Below are 18,946 nucleotides of genomic sequence, written 5' to 3'. Positions count from 1 at the left end.
GTGATAGTTATGTACTTATATGAATCAGGCCGTCAATATGATTATGATTATCCTTATGATTCCTCAGACTTTCAAGCGCCTTGGCGCTATGATACCGATGTTATTTGCCCCAATTACAGGCATAATTTTCGAAGAGGTGATATCCCGTCCTCTGGAATAACCAGATTGGAATTTGAGTTATCAAACAAAATTCGTGAACTATGGGAACAGCATACTGTATGGACAAGAGCCACCATTGTGAGCATGGTATTCGACCTTCCAGATGTTAGTTTCGTTACCAACAGGCTTCTTGAGAATCCAGAAGACTTTGGAAATCTCTTTAGGTTGTACTATGGCAACAGGATTGCATCAAGGCTTAGAGATTTAATAAGGGCCCACCTTGTAATTGCCGCACAACTTGTCACCGCCGCTAAAGTTGGAGAAAACAAAATCGCCGCGGACATTGAGAAAAGATGGTATGCCAATGGGGACGAAATTGCGGCTTTCCTTGCACAAATAAATCCATACTGGTCCGAGGAAGATTGGAGAAGGCTGTACCGATCCCACCTTAGTCTTGTTAAATCCGAAGCTGTTAATTTGCTTACCAAAAACTATGATGATGGAACCTCTATCTACGATGAACTTGAAGCTGGGGCTTTGGAAATGGCTGACATGATGGTGCAAGGCATTATTAAGGAGTTTCCCCTAAAATTCAGATAAATTATTAAAAAGGACAAGGGATATTAAATATCCTTTGTCCTTTTGTCAGTTTAAGTTTCAAATTGTAAGCTTATGACACTGATTCCTTGGAATTCTGTAATTTATTTATAGTATCCTCATTTATAGCTTGTTTCAATTCTCTCATGTATTTTGAAAACTCCACTTCTTTTTCTCCATATGTAAGATTTAGTTCATACTCAAGGGGTAGCCAAGTTGATATATCAGCCTCATTGTGTTGAATTAACGTCTCCATCTTATCAAGAGCCTTATAAATTTTGGCTTCCAAAGTTTTTTGTCCATGCATTTCTAAAAACAGCATAGTAAGTTCTTTTTTATATGGTTCTGGCAGAGTGCTAAGCAATTGATGAACTTCTCTATCTTCTATAATGTCATGGTTTTCAGTTTTGTAAAATGCAGGGATATCACCTGTAATTGCTTCACCTAAGTCATGAAAAATACACATTAATATTACTTTATTAATATCAACCTCAGGAAATTCATCCTTCATAAAGTAAGCCATTAAAGATAATCGCCAACTATGCTCTGCTACACTCTCATGACGATTAGAAGAAGTCCATGAATGTCTTGTATTATTCTTTAAATTTTCTGCAATAGCCATAAACTCCATTAATTTTTTTATGTTCATTTTCCTTAAACCTCCCACTACATTACGAAATTATCTTGTTTTAGTATAACACAAGGAAGGAAACTCTTCTAACTTTAATAGGTACTTTTTCATATGTGATTTCAAGCCTAACCAAATGCTCTCCCCTACTTAAGTTAAACAACTACTGTAGTGTAAATAATTATTTAATTGAAACTAAATTATTAATTATCTATAGATAAAAGCACAACCAGTGCATTCTTGCACTGGTTGTGTATTTATATACTGATTTATCTTAGCATCAAACACTCAAGGGGTGATTTTTGTTTTTTACCATAACAATCTAAAGTTTATTTACTTTTTTTTATCATACTTTGGGATAACAACATACCTACAATACAGGATGCTATTATAAAATAAAACACAGCTTGATAACTACCAAAGGTATCCTTAAGCATTCCAGAGGTATACACTCCAATAATTGCACCAATACCGTAAGCAGTAAACATAACCCCATAATTTTGGCTATAATACTTTGTTCCATATAAACCTAAGGTTGAAGCTGGAGCAATAGCTAACCATCCTCCAAGGTTAAACCAAAATATTGAAAAGGCAATAATATATAAACTTATTAACTGGGTTATTATTGTTTTACATCTGTGCACTTTTTATTTTACAATTATTTAAGTGAGCATTTTTATCGCCATAGAAAATCCCCTTTAACTGTATGTTTTCTCTAGATTTAAATCTCACTGGATGTGGCACCCCTTGGCATGAAACCAAGCTACCATAGAAATTGGTTTTGCTACAACTTTCATAAAACCACTGTCCAAATAATTCACTCACCTGGGGTGGTAGCGAAGAGCCGAAGGGGCTAAGCTTCTTTCTCAAAGTCACCATATTCACTTATCGCAAAAGTGCTATCATCGTTTTTTTAAATAGTAAACCACTGACTCCTTTTTTGTTCCCCCTAAAATTGATATTGTTTATTGCCTCTGCTATTCATATATTTCTTTAAACAGAATTATTGGTTCTATATTGTGAGGGTGAAAAACCTGTATGTTTACGAAACATTTTTCCAAAGTGTGTACTGTCATTAAACCCAGTTCTATAAAGAATTTCACTAATAGGAATTGCTGTTTGGCTTAAAAGTATAGAGGCTATTTTAATCCTTAGCTTGATGAGATAATCTATGACAGACATTCCAGTAGCTTTAGCAAATTCTTCAGAAAGAGTTGTTCTATTTATATGAAAGATTTCAGTAAGATGATTTAGTGTGATTTTTTCATCATAGTTAGCATGAAGGTACAAGATAACCTTATCTATCTCCTTTTCGCTATCAAGAACCTTGCAATTATTATCAAGTGCCATTTCTGTATACAAGTATTGAAGGAAAGATAAGATTTCATAAATAATTGATCTGCTTCTGCATCTCCAGAAGTTGTTATCTAAAGTGTCCAGTTCCTTACCTAACCTCTCAAAGAATCCCATTATTCTTTTTTCTTCGGTAAGTCCTATTTGAATTATTTCACTAGTTCTATCAGCTCTACTTATAAAGGGTAATAATAAACAAAAATCTGCATACTCAGTTTGAGATAAATTTTCTGGATTCTCCTTTACCTTTTCTATGGTGAAAATATTATTAACAACTACAGGATTGAAATAAATAGTTTTAGCTTTAGTATTGTGAAGTTGCTCAACTTCAAGAGTATCCTGTTCATTTAAACATAAAACTGTAGGAGCCATAAATAGAATCCTCTTACCATTAATTCTAACTATTCCAGTTCCATGGTATATAAATATAAGCCTAAACATAGAAGAAACTTTAGAGGTAAATTCCTCATTCTTTTCTAAGTGCAAAGGTAGTCCAATATTTCTTTTTTCATCCAAAGTAAAAAACTTCATATAATCCACCCCTTAACCTATTCTCCGTATTATTTTAACATTTATTTCAATTAGTTACAATTATATAGGAAATCAAATGAAATCCTCACCCATCTTATACCCTTACTTCTATAAAATAAATACTTTAGTTTACTGATAGGTTCTACTCAAAAAAGAGCGTGATGCTTTTACTTCACGCTCTTGAGTTTATTTACTTTACTATTTAATTTATTATTTATTATTTATAATCTAATACAAATACTTGTTTAGTCTTCATGGTATTAAGCATTTGTTTTGTAACCGTAAGATTATCCACTTCATTTACTGTCCATCCCTCGCTGTTAATTCTTGAAGTAAAATCACTTACAGGAGCAATATAATCTTCAAATACTGGCCAAGAAGTTTCTGTTACATAGTGCATTGGTATAACTACCTTTGGGTCTAGGCTATTTATTGCACTAATTACGTCCTCTGATTCTATTGTAAAGAAGCCACCCACAGGTATCATTAATACATCAACCTTACCAATGCTATTAATTTGCTCCTTTGAAAGCTGGTGCCCTAAATCTCCAAGATGACATACCTTAATGTTATTTATCTCATAAGTATAAATTGTATTTGTGCCTCTTGAAGCCCCTTGCTCTCCATCATGATAAGTGGAAATCCCCTTAACCTTAATATCATCCACTTTAAAACTTCCAGTGGTTGTATTAATAAGCTCTTCATAGCTTTCAACAGCAGCCACATTATTATGATCAAAATGATCATGACTTACAGTAAGTAAATTAGTTGAAATACTTGGAAATTTATATCCAAGCATTGGATCATACGGATCTGTAACAATTTGCATTCCGTCCTTGTTACTAATTCCGAAGCTTGAGTGACCAAAGTATTCAATAGTTATTCCCTTTTTCTCAACATAGCTTTCCTTCTTCTCTGTACTTGCACTCACAGTTAACCCAGATACTAGCATAATGGAGACACATGCTGCCATAACCTTTGCAAATAATTTACTTTTCAATTTACAACACTCCTCTTATTTAAAGTTTGATAATGTTTTATTTATACTTTTATTTTACAATTATCTAAACTTTAAAATAATAGAGTATCTACACCAAAAGTCTGCATATCATCAGGAGTTGTAATGGTATTAACTCTTATACTCAAAGCACTAGAGATAGAGCTGGTTTTATATGGCGTACCCTTGGGTGATAGCGAAGAGCTGAAGGGCTGTGCTCCTTTATTGGAAATTTCTAAGTTTACCACTATTACCCACATCTGTTATACTATTTATAGGGAACCATAGCTAGAACTTAACTTATACACGAGTCCTACCCTGGTTCCCTTAAGGGTTTATGAAGAGGAATAAGTTAAAATTCCATCATGGCACCCTATATACAGTACAATATAAAATTAGGGGGATTTAATTTTGGGGAACAAAAGTGAAAAAAGAGAAGCTTTAGATTTTTTTTATCTATTTACTGCTTTAACAGGGATTAATGCAGCTGCTCATATTACCTCTTTACTTGGTTACAGCTTCGCGATAATTACATTTGTAGCAAGTACTTCCTTTACTTTCAGGATACTTGCATTAATTATTGCTATTGTTTTATTATTCAGGTTGAAAGCTTATAGCTTTCAGGATATAAAAAGTGGTTCCAAGGAAAACGGAAGTCTAATTTTCATAATTAACTTGTTACTGCTAGTTTATGTCCTTGTAATAACTAGAAAAATGGGAGTATCCATAGCTAGCACTACTGCCATTAACATGTTATTCTTTTCTGTTCCAATGTCAGTAGCCTGGGTATCCAACAAGTTATTAAAAACTGATAGGCAAACAGAGTGGCTAAAAGAAGTCGTTGGCTATGATGAAAATGTAGATAAACGCAACTTTTTTTGGAGGTTCAAACTAGACTTTTCTCATTTAGATAGGAGAATTTCGCGGAAGAATTTACTTGAAGATTATGCAAGCTGGTTTCTTATGAACATGGTGTTTTTCCTTATAGCAATTATTTCTATATCCCAAAGCTTTGAGAACTATAGTAAAATATCACTTATATTTTTAATATTAATTTTTGCAAGGCCTTTATTATTTATATTGGACCTAATATTTAATCTTTCTGCCTCTCTTGAAGGTGAGTGTATAGGCTTTTATGAGCACACAAGTAGAAATAATAGTCGCAGATTGTATTATACTTATATAGTGACAAATTATAAACGAAAAGTAGAAGTGAGATTCGTCACAGATAAACTACAATTCTTTCAGGAGGGGGAGTATGTTAAAATATACTATACTCTGCTTTCAAGAAGGATATTAAAATCCCATGAACTAAGCTATTTTGAGGATAATTAAAAATGAATGTTTATATTAAATAGATGGCAGATACATCAGATACAGATTTTGATGTGGCTGCCTTTTAAAATGCGATTTGCTCTTTACTAGTCTTTGGGTGATAAGTCAAACACCCCTTGGGTGGTAGTGAAGAGCCGAAGGGCTGGGCTTGGTAATATTCCCCTTACTTCCCATAGCTTTTCCATCTTAAGTCTTAAAATGAAACTCTAGATCTTAAATAAAATCCATTTACAGGTACTTAATTCATACTTCAATTGATAGGGTTTTTCCACTCCCTTAATAATGCTCTGACAATTAAAAATCAGCATATGATTTCCAGCTAATTTTTCCTTCTCTTTTGTTATAACTCTACCAATTTTTATAACTACTTCCTCCTGAGATTCCTCCTCAATCCTAAACCTCACAGGATGTGGCACACCTTTAGAGTCAAACCATGCCACCATAGAAATTGGTTTTGCAACAATCTTCATGAACTCACCACCAAAATAATATTTCATTCTTATAATTTCCAAACATTTGTTCGTATATTCCTATTTTATCAAAAATTATAATGATGTCAATAGTAGACATTTTGTTAATTAAAGATAAGCAAAAATGCAGATCAGAGGTATATTAGATTTTTTTTGAAGAAAAATAATCTCGATACATGGAGGTGGAAAATGGCAGCTGGATAATTTAAAATTATTGTATGTAGCTTAGTATGGAAGGTACATTCTAGTTAGTTGTAAATTAGACTCTATATAAGAAAAAATATAATTTATAAAACTTATTTTTAAAGGTTGTACTAGATGAAAAATAATTTTGGTACAACCTTCTTTATGTTTGTTAATTACTAACTTTGTCCTCTTGAGTTTTAGCTATTGCTTTATATCTTTAATTTGCTTTTCTGGTATATTTAATTATTCATGATATTTTTATTTGTAAAAACTCCTTTTATTGAAAAATCACTCTTAAAGAAAATTGTGACCCATAATTATACCTCTTCATTAGAGATAGACATATATTTTTTTAGTTTTTTCTCTTTACCCAAATTCCATTCACTGTCTAAATCGAAATCATAGTCTGCAGAAATTTCAAAAAGTAAATACAACATATCATAAATTTGATGTCTTATTTTATTTGTTTCATTTGCATCTACAGATTCTTTTAATAGTTGAAATTCTTCCTCTAACCATTTGATTTTTGGGTTTACTCCTTGGTCTATGGGATTAATCTTTTCAAGAAAATTCCTTACCTCTGCTTTGTATGAATTAAGGCTCATTATTTGCCCTCCAATATTTTATTACGCAATAAATTACAATTATGTCTTAACTTATAAGAAAAGGGGATCATATTTACCATTTTATTGCATTGATTTCAATATACATTAGATGATTTTTGTTTTTAACCACCGTATTATTCAGTTTTTAAAGAAATTTGTTCGAAGTCTAAATTTTAGAAAGTTACGTCATTTTCTTTTTGAATTACGACGTAAAAAATACCGCATATTCTCGTTGAATAATACGGTATTGTGATTTAATTATTTAATTGTATATTGATTTCGCCATTTAAGAAATATGCGACTTACCTACCTCTTATTTATAATTTATAATCTTAGTATTTACTCATAGTCTGCAAATTTCAGCCAATGCATTAGCAAACAGTTTCGGTTGGTCAAGCATCATAAAGTGACCAGCATCTTCGATAATAAACATTTTTTTGTTTGGTGCATTAATTGAATCGAAATAACGACTTGCTATTGTATTTGGGGCTTGAAAATCTCTGTCTCCAAGAATATAAAAAACAGGTATTTCATAATCATGACTTTCCTCATATAAACTATGCGAAAATAAAAAATCCCAAAGTTTTTTATTATTATTCATCCCTTTAATTAAACTTAAAATATCTGTTAACCTAAAAATAGGACTTTTAAGTAATGTTTTTATTATAGGAATAAAATCCATTCCAACCTTATACTTTCCTTGCAATATTCTAATTCTTTGTATTTTCTTTATCATCGGTTTTTCGTAATTTTTTTCGGGATAAACTCCTATTTTTTCAAAGCTGTCTAAATCCTTTTTATTGCCCGATTTTATTATTAATTCCTTTACCTTTTCGTAACCAATCTTTTCATTCTCCACTATATCTACTACTTGTCCTGCTCCTATGTAGTATAGTACATCTTGAGGATATTTCATCACAAATAACGTTCCCAGAACACTTCCCCAAGAATGACCTAAAATAACAATTTTCTCCTTGTTATATTTCTTTTTCAAATAATTAACTATTTCCAATAAATCATCTATTAATTCATCAACAGAAGGATAATTACTATTTCTTTTGGTTTTGGTTAATGTTTTTCCTGCACCTCTCTGGTCCCAATGAACAATGTTAAATAAACTTGATAATTCTTTTTGAAAAGCATATGCGAATGTTGATTCTGACATTCCTGGACCACCATGTAAAAATAAAAGGACAGGAAGTTCAGTATTGATGGTGTGGTGTAACAAGTATTGTTCTATTCCATTGATTTTGATATATTCTGAAAAATAATCGTTTTGTTTTTTCATGTCTTATATCTCCTCTAATAAAAATAAATGTATTAGTTATTAATAATTATCCTATGATTTTTATATTTCATATATTTTTTCTAATGCTTTTGCATGGTAACCTTACCCTCTCTTTAGTTCGTATTTTCTTACAACTATGACTTAATTCATAAGAAAAGTGTATCATACTTACCATTTTATTGCATTAATTTCCAAAATACTTCCGTTAACTTTTATTTATAATACCGCATTATTCAGTTTTCAAAGAACACTATTTTACTCTAAATTTCATTAGTTACGTCGCTTAATTATCAAATTACGAACCATCAGTTCGTATGTAACCATGATTTAACGTTGCCTAATTATACTAATATCCCATAGAACTTATTAGCCAAGGTGAATTTTTGTCTTTTCTGATTAAAGTATAGCTGTATCTATCCTTCCCACTATCACTGGGTCCAACACCCTCTTTCTTATACTTAACTTCAAAATATACGTCAAAAATTGTTGCATTTTCTAATTCTGATTTTTCTTTTTCCATATCTAGTATTTGCCCTTTTTTCATCTGGCGTAAATACATTTCTTTATTCTCTTGATTAGTATCTTCAATTATATTGATAAGTTTAATATATTCTAAATTATCAAACCCCCAACTTGATTCTGAATAATGATACTTTTCAGTTGTAAATACATTCATACCTTTCAAATCTTTTTGGTTATAACATTTTAAAAATTCTTCTATAACCTCCGTTGGCGTTAATAAAGCTACATCAATCTTTTTATCCTTTGAATTTTTGGATGTGCATCCTGTTAAAATCATTAACAAACATAAAATCGTTAATCCAATTTTCTTATTAATAATAACCGCCCCCTACTAACAATCTATTTATAATTTAATATTAAATAAATTACGCTTGCGACATATCTTTAGAATATTATGAACTAATTACTAATTGTTTTTTGCGTCTCCGTATCATTAGATTTTTTTACTCCAAGATACATAACTATAATTGGCAAAATTCCAAATACAAGCATAATGTAAGGATTAGTAGCGGTTATCGCATCTACTAGGTACAAGCAGTATCCATAATATAAACTATACAATTGCCATAATTGTGAATTTAGTAGAATTTGAGTTCCCCCTGATAAATCAATACAAAATGCGGCCAGCCATAAGGCTATGCCTATTAACCCAACTATGCTAAGTGATATTATGTTTTTAAAGAAAGATGCTTGATTGGTTAAAAACTTCCTACCGAAATAATAATATAAAAATAATGAAACTATAATAACCACAGCAGAAATTTCAAGCATGTAAACATGATGTTTCCTAGCAACTTCCTCGGACACCCACTTCACAGAAGAAGCATGAAAAAGCATATAAATAATAAAAGACAATAAGCTAATTACTATATGAATTAATAGAGACTTCATATTATTTTTAATCATTTTTATTCCCCCTAAAATTAATGAATGAGAAAGAGCACTTATTACGCAATAAATTACTAGTCTGACTTAAATAAGCCACCTATATAATTCTAATAGGTTTATTTTACCATATAATTACTGTGATAATATACCAGTAACTTCAGATTCCTTGGATTTAAAGTAGCAAAACAAATTGTGTTCACTGTAACACCTCTAAAAAAACTCAAGCTCTCTATGTATTCAAATAAGTCATAATCTGAAGCTTATTTATTTTTGACAAAAAAATAAGAGTTTAAAGCTATACTTTAAAACCCTTTATTTTTTATTTAATTAAATTTCTTAGTTTCTCTTCTAAGTCAGCTACTTTATACTCTAAGTCTGAGATGTATTCTTCTTTCCCCCGTATATTTCTTTCAAAGTTAGATAGTTCATACTCATTATCCTTTAATGTTTTTTCTAGAATATAAAGATAAGTATCCTTCTCTTCTAGATCACCATTTAAATTTTCGATTTTCTTTTCTAGGATTTGAATTAAATCAACCTTATATTCATTCTCTTCTCTTAATCTATTCAACTCATCTTGTTTAATAATCTGCATTCTCTTATCTTCATTTATAATATAACCATAGTTGTCCATATAAACAGTTTTAGGTGGTTTTTTACAACTCACACATTCTGCATCCAAATATTCTTTAAAATCATCCTCGATTATTTTAGCTTTAAAGGTATCCCCACCACATTGTTCACATGTTGGTAACAAAGTTTGATACTCGTCATAGGTTACTGTTGCTACCTCACTATTGCAGGCCTTGCAACTGTAAGTGACTTCCCCGATACCCGATTCTATTTTTAACAAAACCTCTCCACACTTTTTGCATTGAGCAGTTCTTTTAAATGCCATACTAAACTCACCTCCAAAAAATATACTTCTATAGGAAATATATTCTGATAAAGTGAAATTTATAATTTGAAAATTAACTAAAGCTCCTAAGTTTTAGAGGATACCTCGTAATATTAAATTCATGTGACCTTCACTATTTATATGGTGCTTTAGTTAGCTCATGAAAATGCAGAGACTAATCTAACCACTTTGGAAGAAAGTTTTTGTCCTCTGAAATTTAGAACTGCCCCTTGATTACATAACAGGGGGCAGTTCTAATCCCACTAGTTGTATAATAGTAGCACTGTCCCTATTTAGAAATTTTGTTAATCATCACTGGAGTGATTCTTATTTATTTCATTGATTTAAAAATAAAAAATAACCACCCTCAGTTATGTAGGTGTTTACTTTTTATTGTCCTTTTCTTTAACCAGCTCTTGTATCTCTTGCCTTGATATAGTGGACAAGGTATCACCAAGATAATTCCGATTAACCTTCTGGAGCTTTTCATACTCCTCTCTAATTCTCTCATTAGTTTTTTCAATTTCAAGCTTTAACTCTCTAGCAGATAACAATAAGCATCCCTGGCCTAGAACGATAAGTTGCTGCAAACCATCTGAGGTTGCCACCACTATGTTATATTTTTTGTTGTTGTCATGAGCAAACTTCTCAATATATTGGTCTGCACTTTGTGCCTCTCTTGTATATACCATATGGATATTGTTATGGTCTATAATTTCTTCCCTATGGCCCTGAACAGCATAGGCATCAAAAACCACAATAATCTTGCACTTTCGAACCCCTTGATAATTACTTAGGGTATCAAGCAATTGCATTCTAGCAGCTTCCATATTGAGGTCCTTAAGCTCTTGTAGCTCTGGCCATGCATGAATAATATTATAGCCATCCACAAGAAGATACTCTTCTTTCATTGTATACTCCCTAATAGAATTATCTGTATTAGCAGGTTTATAATAGCTTTCAACTGCTGTTTTTCGTCTTTTCCACACAGATTTCTTTCCTTGATTGGTATAGAAAGTTTTATTTAAAATTTGGTCTATTTCCTCATTACTAATAAAGGTTTCTTCTATGTATGCTGATCCATATTGTGGAGCTACTTCTAACAATTTTTTACTTTCTTCAAGGTAACTTTCTAAATGCATATGATCCTTTACTTTATCCCATTTAACAATAAACCCTGAACCTTGTGCACAGAATACAGAATTAGTGGGATTACTAAAATCCCTTTCTGGATCATATCCTATACGCTTTATAATTTCTTCCTCATTATGGCAGGGTGCATATCCTTTCAGGGTGCAAAACAACCTCCCATTACCCTTGGTATAGGCAATCACTTCTTTCTGATAATTCCTCATGGTACTAACAGGGGCACTCCCCACAAGCACTGACATTTCACCATCAGAATATGATATTTCACTAGTTCCATTCATTTTATCTATATCAGTCATGGCTCTACCCACCATTTTCTCTGGTAGTTCTAGCTGGAAGGAATAATATGGCTCTAAAACAATAGATTGTGCCTCCATCAACCCTTGCCTCACTGCACGCCAGGTTGCCTCTCTAAAGTCGCCACCTTCAGTATGTTTATTGTGTGCTTTACCAGAAACTAAAGTAATTTTCATATCGGTAATTTCTGAACCTGTTAAAACCCCTTTATGAAACTTTTCTTCAAGATGCTGCAGAACAAGTCTTTGCCAGCTCCTACCAAGAACATCTTCACTGCATTTTGTTTCGAACACCAAGCCACTTCCCCTGTGACCTGGCTCTAAAAGAAGGTGAACCTCAGCATAATGTCTTAGTGGCTCAAAGTGCCCTACTCCCTCAACAATATTGGTAATGGTTTCTTTATATATGATTCCTCCAGCATCGAAGGTCACCAGAACCCCAAAACGTTTTTGTATCATGTTCTGCAGTAGTTCAGTTTGTACTTCTCCCATGATTCGCACCTGAATTTCTTGAAGCCTTTCATCCCAAACAATATGAAGTTCTGGCTCTTCCTCTTCGATTTCACGAAACTTTGGAAGCATAACTCTAGGGTCGCAGCCCTCTGGAAGTATCATCTCATAGGAAAGTACTGGCTCAAGAATGGAAGCCACTGAGGCTTTTTCTATCCCCATCACTTCTCCTGGAATAGCCTTACTTAATCCTGTGACAGCACACACAGAACCTGGATCTACCTCACTTACAGCTTCAAACTTCTGTGCCGAATAGATGCGAATTTGATTCACTTTGTCTTCCCAGCAATGATTGGAAAGAACATCCTTTACCTTCAGTTTTCCACCAGTCACCTTTAAATGTGTAAGACGATTTCCTTGTTCATCTCTTGTAACCTTGAAAATTTTTGCACCAAATTCTTCAGCATAGGAAGGCATGGTGACATATTCTCCAATACACTTCATGATTTCCTCAATGCCTTGGAGTTTTAAAGCGGAGCCGAAAATGCAGGGAAAAACCTTTCTCTCCTTAACAACCTTTTTTATCTGAAGAGTTTCAATATTCCCTGTTTGCAAAAATCCTTCCAGCATACTTTCCTCACACATAGCCAGTTCATCGTAGAAATCTTCTGTTTCCCCATTTCCAAAATCAATGCATCCATCACTGAGTTGCTTTTTAAGCATTTTCATTAAATTTTCCTTATCTGTTCCCTGTTGGTCCATTTTGTTCGCAAAAATAAAAACAGGAATGTTATATGATTCTAAGAGCCGCCATAAAGTCTTTGTATGTCCTTGGACTCCATCCGCACCACTCACCACCAAGATAGCATAGTCCAACACCTGAAGGGTCCTCTCCATTTCAGCGGAAAAATCTACATGCCCAGGCGTATCCAGTAAAGTAAACTGAATTCCACCAGTTTCGAATATGGCTTGCTTAGAGAAAATAGTTATGCCTCTTTCCTTCTCCAGCTCATAAGTATCTAAATACGCATCTTTATTATCAACTCTTCCTATTTTCCCTATTTTACCGCTGATGTAAAGCAGGCTTTCTGATAAAGTAGTCTTACCTGCATCTACATGTGCTAATATACCAATCACTAATTTTTTCATCTTTATATCAAACCCTTTATTTTTCTTTAGTTTATAACTGAATATTAAATAATGAACAAGTTCATTTTAGTGAGCGGCTTTGGAAGGAGATTTAACTTAAACAAAGGTACTTTGTTATACCAAAGTTTAGCTTTTAGCCGAAGACTCCCACCTGAAGAGGATGGGAGAATTACCCTTTCAAAATGTGGTTAAAAATTATAATTTCATTAAGTCTATTATAGGAAATTATACCACATGCCATAATTTCTTACATACAAATAGTAGTCATTATTTTATACTTTATGTAACTTTATTTTAATAAACTATTTGCTCATATACTAACAAAGTGTTTTTCATGGAAGTAACTGAGCTTATTAATCTTATTAGCACTATGGTATTTCTCATTGACTATACTATTCTTATGGGTATTTTAGCTAGAATTTAACAACACTTTCCATAAACTATTTGTTAATCACCCTAAGAGTATAGACGTACTCTAAATCAACATATATAAAGCAGTCCAAATAATATGAGATATATTTATCAGGGTGTATACTTCATTTAGATTCCAATTGGGAACGTGACCTAAAATTCCATCCTATGCTAGTTTTTTAGATCTTCCTAGAAGCTAAGAATGAATTTCTTCTCTAGTTTTAAAGGATAATAAGACATTTTAGATTTTCTAAGTCCATCAATGCCCAAGTCTTGTTCCCTATTTATTATTTCTGCGTCATTAAAACATTTATCTATCAATGTTTTTGCGATAAAACTATATATACCATTTATATTTTTATCAGCTTTTTCAATATGAATCACAGCAAGTTTTCCATTTAAACTTTCACCAATACTAAATGCCCCTACTTTTCCATCAACATATACTGCTACCCCATTAAGGTTTAATAAACTCATATTATTAACTATATTCTTTATTGCCAGGAGTTCATAATACAGTTTACTATCTTTTTCATCCGTTTCCTCATACCACTTTTCAGCTGCAAGGATAACATCTTGAATTACTTTTTCATCGCTTATTTCAACTACCTCATAGTTGTAGTTCTTGGTGAAAGCGTTGTAGTGATTCTTTTTGGAATGAAGCTTTTTACCTGATAAAGTCATAAGCTTTTTTGCTTCATATAAATAATCAAAGTTATCTCTATCTTCTTTTATACAAAACCCGTTTTTTCCACTAAGCAAAACATTTAATTCTTCTATAAAGCTCTCCTCTAAATCTTTAAATAAATATTTCATATGATTTTTTTCTCTATATGCTTTTAATTCCTCTATAATCTCTCCTAGGTCTTCTCTTTTATACTCTAAAGGTTGCATGAAATGATAGTTTCCATCAAAGTCCTTCTTTTTTAGTATAAGAGCCTGCTTATATATGGCATACTGAACATCACAGGCATCTTTCCAAATATATAAACTTGTAAAGGAATATTCACAACTGAAAAATTTATATGGATAAATATATTTGTCTATAATCTCTTTGTCTTCTAAACATAATTTTTTAAATATCATAAATCTACCATCCTTTTATACCCCTATAACTTCTTTAACTCCTATAACTTCCTCTTTTAGAGTTTGTTCTATAAGCATTTTTATGGTCATCATTGCTGAAGGGCAATTTCCACAAGCACCTTTCATTCTTACGCTTACAATTCCATCTTTATTAACATCTACAAGTTCTACATCCCCACCATCTCTTTGAAGTATTGGGCGAATTCTATCTAAGGATTTCATTACTAATTCTTTCATATTTTTAATTTCTCCTTCTATATATAGCGTACAAGGTACTAAGCCCCTTTGTCATGGCTATGTTTATTTACGACATTTAAAATAACAAGTCACAAATGCCTTATCTATACTTGGAAAGATACCTCATCAGATACCTTTTGATTGAACATACGCTCTATTCTAGGTAAGGAAATCCCTAAAGTTTCTTTAAGCACATCTTCTATAGTCTCTACAGGTATAATTGTAAGTTGCGTCTTCACTTCTTCAGGCACGTCCTTAAGATCAATTACATTGTCCTTTGGAATTAATAATGTTGTTATACCAGCTCTTTGAGCTCCTAATAATTTTTCCTTTAAACCACCTATTGGCAATACGGCACCTCTTAAAGTTATTTCTCCTGTCATTGCAATTTTGGAATCCACCTTAATACCTGTGACTAAGGAAGCAAGAGCAGTAAATAATGTAATACCCGCAGATGGACCATCCTTAGGAACCGACCCTGATGGAACATGAATGTGTAAATCCCTTTCCTTAAAGTTAATTGAATTCATTGGTAATCTTGACTTTAATAAGCTTAAAGAAATTCTAGCTGATTCTTTCATCACGTCGCCTAGTTTACCTGTTAGAATAACTTGTCCATTTCCTGACATGTCAGTTGCTTCTATAAAGAGTATTTCTCCTCCAACAGGAGTCCATGCAAGTCCTGTGACAACCCCTGGTGGATTATCAAGCTCCGCCTTATCATGTCTTGAAACTTGTCTCCCTAATAATTCCTCTAATTGTCCCACTTTAATTTTGTAAGGTAGCTCTACTTTATTAGATACTATTTTTTCGGAAGTTACTCTTGCAAGTGCAGCCAATTGTTTTTTTAGTCCTCTAACCCCAGCTTCTAATGTGTAATCACTAATTATTTTTTGTAACACATCATCTTCAACAACTAATTGTTCCTCTGATAATCCATGCTCTTCAAGAATTGAAGGAACTAAATGATTTTTTCCAATATGGAACTTCTCATTTATTGTATAGCTGGAGATTTGAATAACTTCCATTCTATCCAATAATGGGCCTGGAATACTTTCAAGAGAATTAGCTGTAGCAATAAAGAAAACCTCTGATAAATCATAAGGTAGATTTAAATAATGATCTGTAAAGCTGTTGTTCTGTTCTGGATCAAGTACCTCAAGTAATGCACTGGAAGGATCTCCATTATAACCGTTCATTAGCTTATCTACTTCATCCAAAACCATAACAGGATTGCTTTCTCCTGCCTTTTTGATGCTTTGAATAATTCTTCCTGGCATAGCTCCAACGTAAGTTTTACGATGTCCTCTAATTTCTGCTTCATCTCTAATTCCACCTAAACTCAAACGAATATACTTTCTATCAAGAGCTTCTGCAATACTCTTACCTAGACTTGTCTTTCCTGTTCCAGGAGGTCCTACAAGTAATAGAATAGAACCCTTTTTGTCTTTTTTAAGCTGCATTACGGCTAGATGCTGTATTATTCGATCCTTAACTTTGTTCAAGCCATAGTGTCGTTCATCTAAAATTCGTCTTGCTTCCCCTAAATTAATAGGTTTTGCCTCACTCTTTTTCCAAGGCATCTGCACTAATAAATCCAAGTAATTACGTATAACATTATAATCTGAACTATTAGGACTTTGAGATTGCAATTTATCTAATTCCTCAAGAGCAGTATTCTTTATATCAAGAGGCATCTGAGCCTCTTCAATTTTACTTGAATAATCTTTATCCTTATTAGTGCCTTTTTCCTTCCCTTCATTCAATTCCTCTTGAATGACTTTTAATTGTTCCCTGAGTAATGATTCTCTATAATATTTATTTGATTTCTCAGAAAACTTCTCTGCCATCTGAATTTGTAATTCAACGGTTTCTTTTTGTTTAATAAGATGATCCATAAACTTTAAACTTCTCTCCTTTAAGGATTGTGTTTCAAGCAAGTCATACTTTTCACCATTTGATATTGGCAGGAATTGAGACAGATGAACCATGAGTGAATTTAAATCCATTATCTCATCAATTACCTTCACATATTGCTCCGACCCTTGGAATTTATTGGCCATTTCATGAGTAACTTTTTTCACATACCCTAACATTTCTTCCTGGCTCTTTTCATTAAGGTCTATATTATCAGGTGAAATATCAAATTCAGCATGTATATAATCATTTTGAATACTAATGGCATTTATCTCAACACGATCTAAAACTTTAATCTTAAGCTGGTAGCCATTTTCTATTTTCTCTACTTGATCCACCTTAAAGGTAACACCTACTCTATAAAAATCTTCTTCTTTCAAGTGCTTTTTATTAAAATTTTGCTTTAGGGATACTGCAATATTTTCAATATTTCTCTCTTCTAAATTTCGAAGTTCCTCCTCGCTAAAACCAGTTACTCTAAGCATAGAACTTACACCCGGCAATAAAACAATATCAGATATAGGAATAACCATTCCTTCTTTATTATTTTCATTTAAATTTATCATAGTATTTTTCCTTTCTTCATGAGCTTTCATAAGTGAACGCTCATTTAATTATTTGTTAAGTTATAGCGAGATTCCTTTGTGCTAATAGTTTTCACAAAATTATCTCGCTTTAAATTTCTTTATGTTAGCAAAGCATCCTGTATAATTTCAATCATTTCTTTGAGCAACTCTGCCCTCTCTGCTTCACTTTTGTTGCTGTCCACTGCAATTGCTTTTACTGGATAAAACATAATTGCTAGTAAATTATCAATATTATAATCCTTGATAATATGTTTATTTTTCATCTCTGCTATCAAATTATCAATATTGTAAATGCCTTTTCTTTCTGAACAACCACAAGCTAATGAGGGACAATTTGAAAACTGATCTACGAAGTGAAAAATTTCTTCATGTTCTTGAATATAAGTATAATAACTTTTCACAAGTGTTTCTATAAGTTGTTGTCCTCCCATTTCTTGATGTACTCTATTTAAAAGATAACTGAAAATTTCTTCTGAGTATTCACGATAAATATCCTGTAGCATGGTTTCTTTATTTTCATAATATACATATACCGTTGCTGGAGAAACCCCTGCCGTTTTAGCAATTTTTGAAATAGAAGTACCCTGAAACCCTTGTTCAAGTATTAACTTTATTACTGCTTCTTTTATACTTTTTTCTTTTTCATCATCTTTTTTTCTCATCTGACCACCTCTATCTATATCTGTATAATAAACGACCATTCATTTATTGTCAATAATAATAGATAACATTATTTTTACTCGTCAATTTCTTTATACTCTTTTTCATCATTTTTTTCAATGCCCACAAAGCCATAGCAAGCAGAATTTGTTCACCAGTATGGAGACTTAAACTATATTATTCTCCATAAACAAATACGCAAAACCCAACCCTTAACGCAAATATTCTTAGTTCTGCGCAAAAGTTAGAACCCCTAAAGCAAAAATCCACCAAGCCAACAGCCTGAGGGAACATTTGCACACTTCAATATTTACTTAAAAAAATTCAAAGCCTTTAACACCAGCCTATTTTCCCATATCCTGCTTTGGAACTTCCAATTTATTATTATTTGTACTACTATCCTGAATCATATTGCGTACATATTCCTTAAAGAAGTTCTCATCAGATTCCACCCATAAGTTATATCCTTCAGAGTTTATAACTTGATCTCTAATAGCACCTGTGGTTCCTCCAAAATAGTTGATATTTAATAAACTCATTGTTTCAGCCATGAGCTTTAATTCCTCTTTAGTATAACTATTTAACAAAAACAGTTCCTCATAGGCTT

Annotated in this window: 20 protein-coding genes; 2 read left to right on the top strand and 18 right to left on the bottom strand. The window is 32.4% G+C overall.

What is annotated here, in order from left to right; all coding sequences use genetic code 11:
* The first annotated feature begins 9 nt into the window (after positions 1-9).
* Positions 10-699 carry a hypothetical protein gene (locus RR409_RS14765; RefSeq protein WP_332558534.1) on the top strand — a complete coding sequence of 230 codons (690 nt, stop codon included), beginning with the start codon at positions 10-12 and terminating at the stop codon, positions 697-699.
* 70 nt (positions 700-769) lie between these two features.
* Here RR409_RS14765 and RR409_RS14760 read toward each other — a convergent pair whose 3' ends face one another.
* From RR409_RS14760 to RR409_RS14735, 6 genes are all read right to left on the bottom strand, one after another.
* Positions 770-1,345, bottom strand: a complete 576-nt coding sequence (locus RR409_RS14760) for an HD domain-containing protein (RefSeq protein WP_332558533.1) — start codon at positions 1,343-1,345, stop codon at positions 770-772.
* 308 nt (positions 1,346-1,653) lie between these two features.
* Positions 1,654-1,968 carry a hypothetical protein gene (locus RR409_RS14755; protein ID WP_332558532.1) on the bottom strand — a complete coding sequence of 105 codons (315 nt, stop codon included), beginning with the start codon at positions 1,966-1,968 and terminating at the stop codon, positions 1,654-1,656.
* The gene (locus RR409_RS14750; protein ID WP_332558531.1) at positions 1,955-2,203 is read right to left on the bottom strand and encodes a hypothetical protein; all 249 of its coding nucleotides are present in this window, start codon (positions 2,201-2,203) and stop codon (positions 1,955-1,957) included. The genes RR409_RS14755 and RR409_RS14750 overlap by 14 nt, the downstream gene beginning before the upstream one ends.
* Before the next feature lie 114 nt (positions 2,204-2,317).
* Positions 2,318-3,208, bottom strand: coding sequence for an AraC family transcriptional regulator (locus RR409_RS14745; protein ID WP_332558530.1), 891 nt, complete (start codon positions 3,206-3,208; stop codon positions 2,318-2,320).
* A 217-nt stretch (positions 3,209-3,425) separates the two neighbouring features.
* A complete protein-coding gene (locus RR409_RS14740; RefSeq protein WP_332558529.1) occupies positions 3,426-4,208 on the bottom strand; it encodes an MBL fold metallo-hydrolase in 783 nt (260 codons plus the stop codon).
* A gap of 71 nt (positions 4,209-4,279) precedes the next feature.
* Positions 4,280-4,453, bottom strand: a complete 174-nt coding sequence (locus RR409_RS14735) for a hypothetical protein (RefSeq protein WP_332558528.1) — start codon at positions 4,451-4,453, stop codon at positions 4,280-4,282.
* 163 nt (positions 4,454-4,616) lie between these two features.
* Here RR409_RS14735 and RR409_RS14730 point away from each other — a divergent pair, with 163 nt between their 5' ends.
* On the top strand, positions 4,617-5,540 hold the full coding sequence (locus RR409_RS14730; protein WP_332558527.1) for a hypothetical protein: 924 nt from the start codon (positions 4,617-4,619) through the stop codon (positions 5,538-5,540).
* 206 nt (positions 5,541-5,746) lie between these two features.
* Here the strand turns inward: RR409_RS14730 and RR409_RS14725 are convergent, their stop codons facing one another.
* From RR409_RS14725 to RR409_RS14670, 12 genes are all read right to left on the bottom strand, one after another.
* Positions 5,747-6,010, bottom strand: a complete 264-nt coding sequence (locus tag RR409_RS14725) for a hypothetical protein (protein ID WP_332558526.1) — start codon at positions 6,008-6,010, stop codon at positions 5,747-5,749.
* 503 nt (positions 6,011-6,513) lie between these two features.
* Positions 6,514-6,801 (bottom strand): hypothetical protein, encoded by a 288-nt coding sequence (locus tag RR409_RS14720; RefSeq protein WP_332558525.1) that lies wholly within the window; start codon positions 6,799-6,801, stop codon positions 6,514-6,516.
* 343 nt (positions 6,802-7,144) lie between these two features.
* A complete protein-coding gene (locus RR409_RS14715; RefSeq protein ID WP_332558524.1) occupies positions 7,145-8,089 on the bottom strand; it encodes an alpha/beta hydrolase in 945 nt (314 codons plus the stop codon).
* A 346-nt stretch (positions 8,090-8,435) separates the two neighbouring features.
* Positions 8,436-8,888 carry a DUF4829 domain-containing protein gene (locus tag RR409_RS14710; RefSeq protein ID WP_332558562.1) on the bottom strand — a complete coding sequence of 151 codons (453 nt, stop codon included), beginning with the start codon at positions 8,886-8,888 and terminating at the stop codon, positions 8,436-8,438.
* Between the two features lie 122 nt (positions 8,889-9,010).
* A complete protein-coding gene (locus tag RR409_RS14705) occupies positions 9,011-9,517 on the bottom strand; it encodes a hypothetical protein (RefSeq protein WP_332558523.1) in 507 nt (168 codons plus the stop codon).
* Between the two features lie 301 nt (positions 9,518-9,818).
* Entirely contained in the window at positions 9,819-10,397 is a 579-nt protein-coding gene (locus RR409_RS14700; RefSeq protein ID WP_332558522.1) for a hypothetical protein, read from the bottom strand.
* 383 nt (positions 10,398-10,780) lie between these two features.
* Positions 10,781-13,441, bottom strand: coding sequence for a translation factor GTPase family protein (locus RR409_RS14695; RefSeq protein ID WP_332558521.1), 2,661 nt, complete (start codon positions 13,439-13,441; stop codon positions 10,781-10,783).
* A gap of 600 nt (positions 13,442-14,041) precedes the next feature.
* On the bottom strand, positions 14,042-14,938 hold the full coding sequence (locus RR409_RS14690) for a DUF2156 domain-containing protein (RefSeq protein ID WP_332558520.1): 897 nt from the start codon (positions 14,936-14,938) through the stop codon (positions 14,042-14,044).
* Between the two features lie 15 nt (positions 14,939-14,953).
* Positions 14,954-15,175, bottom strand: coding sequence for a NifU family protein (locus RR409_RS14685; RefSeq protein WP_332558519.1), 222 nt, complete (start codon positions 15,173-15,175; stop codon positions 14,954-14,956).
* A gap of 104 nt (positions 15,176-15,279) precedes the next feature.
* On the bottom strand, positions 15,280-17,658 hold the full coding sequence (gene lon, locus RR409_RS14680; protein WP_332558561.1) for an endopeptidase La: 2,379 nt from the start codon (positions 17,656-17,658) through the stop codon (positions 15,280-15,282).
* 119 nt (positions 17,659-17,777) lie between these two features.
* Positions 17,778-18,341 (bottom strand): TetR/AcrR family transcriptional regulator, encoded by a 564-nt coding sequence (locus tag RR409_RS14675; RefSeq protein ID WP_332558518.1) that lies wholly within the window; start codon positions 18,339-18,341, stop codon positions 17,778-17,780.
* A gap of 342 nt (positions 18,342-18,683) precedes the next feature.
* The coding region (locus RR409_RS14670) for a hypothetical protein (protein ID WP_332558517.1) at positions 18,684-18,946 on the bottom strand (263 nt) is incomplete at its 5' end.

The organism is Clostridium sp. (assembly GCF_036642255.1).
Classification (GTDB): domain Bacteria; phylum Bacillota; class Clostridia; order Clostridiales; family Clostridiaceae; genus Clostridium_J.
This window is presented reverse-complemented; position numbering and strand designations above follow the sequence as displayed.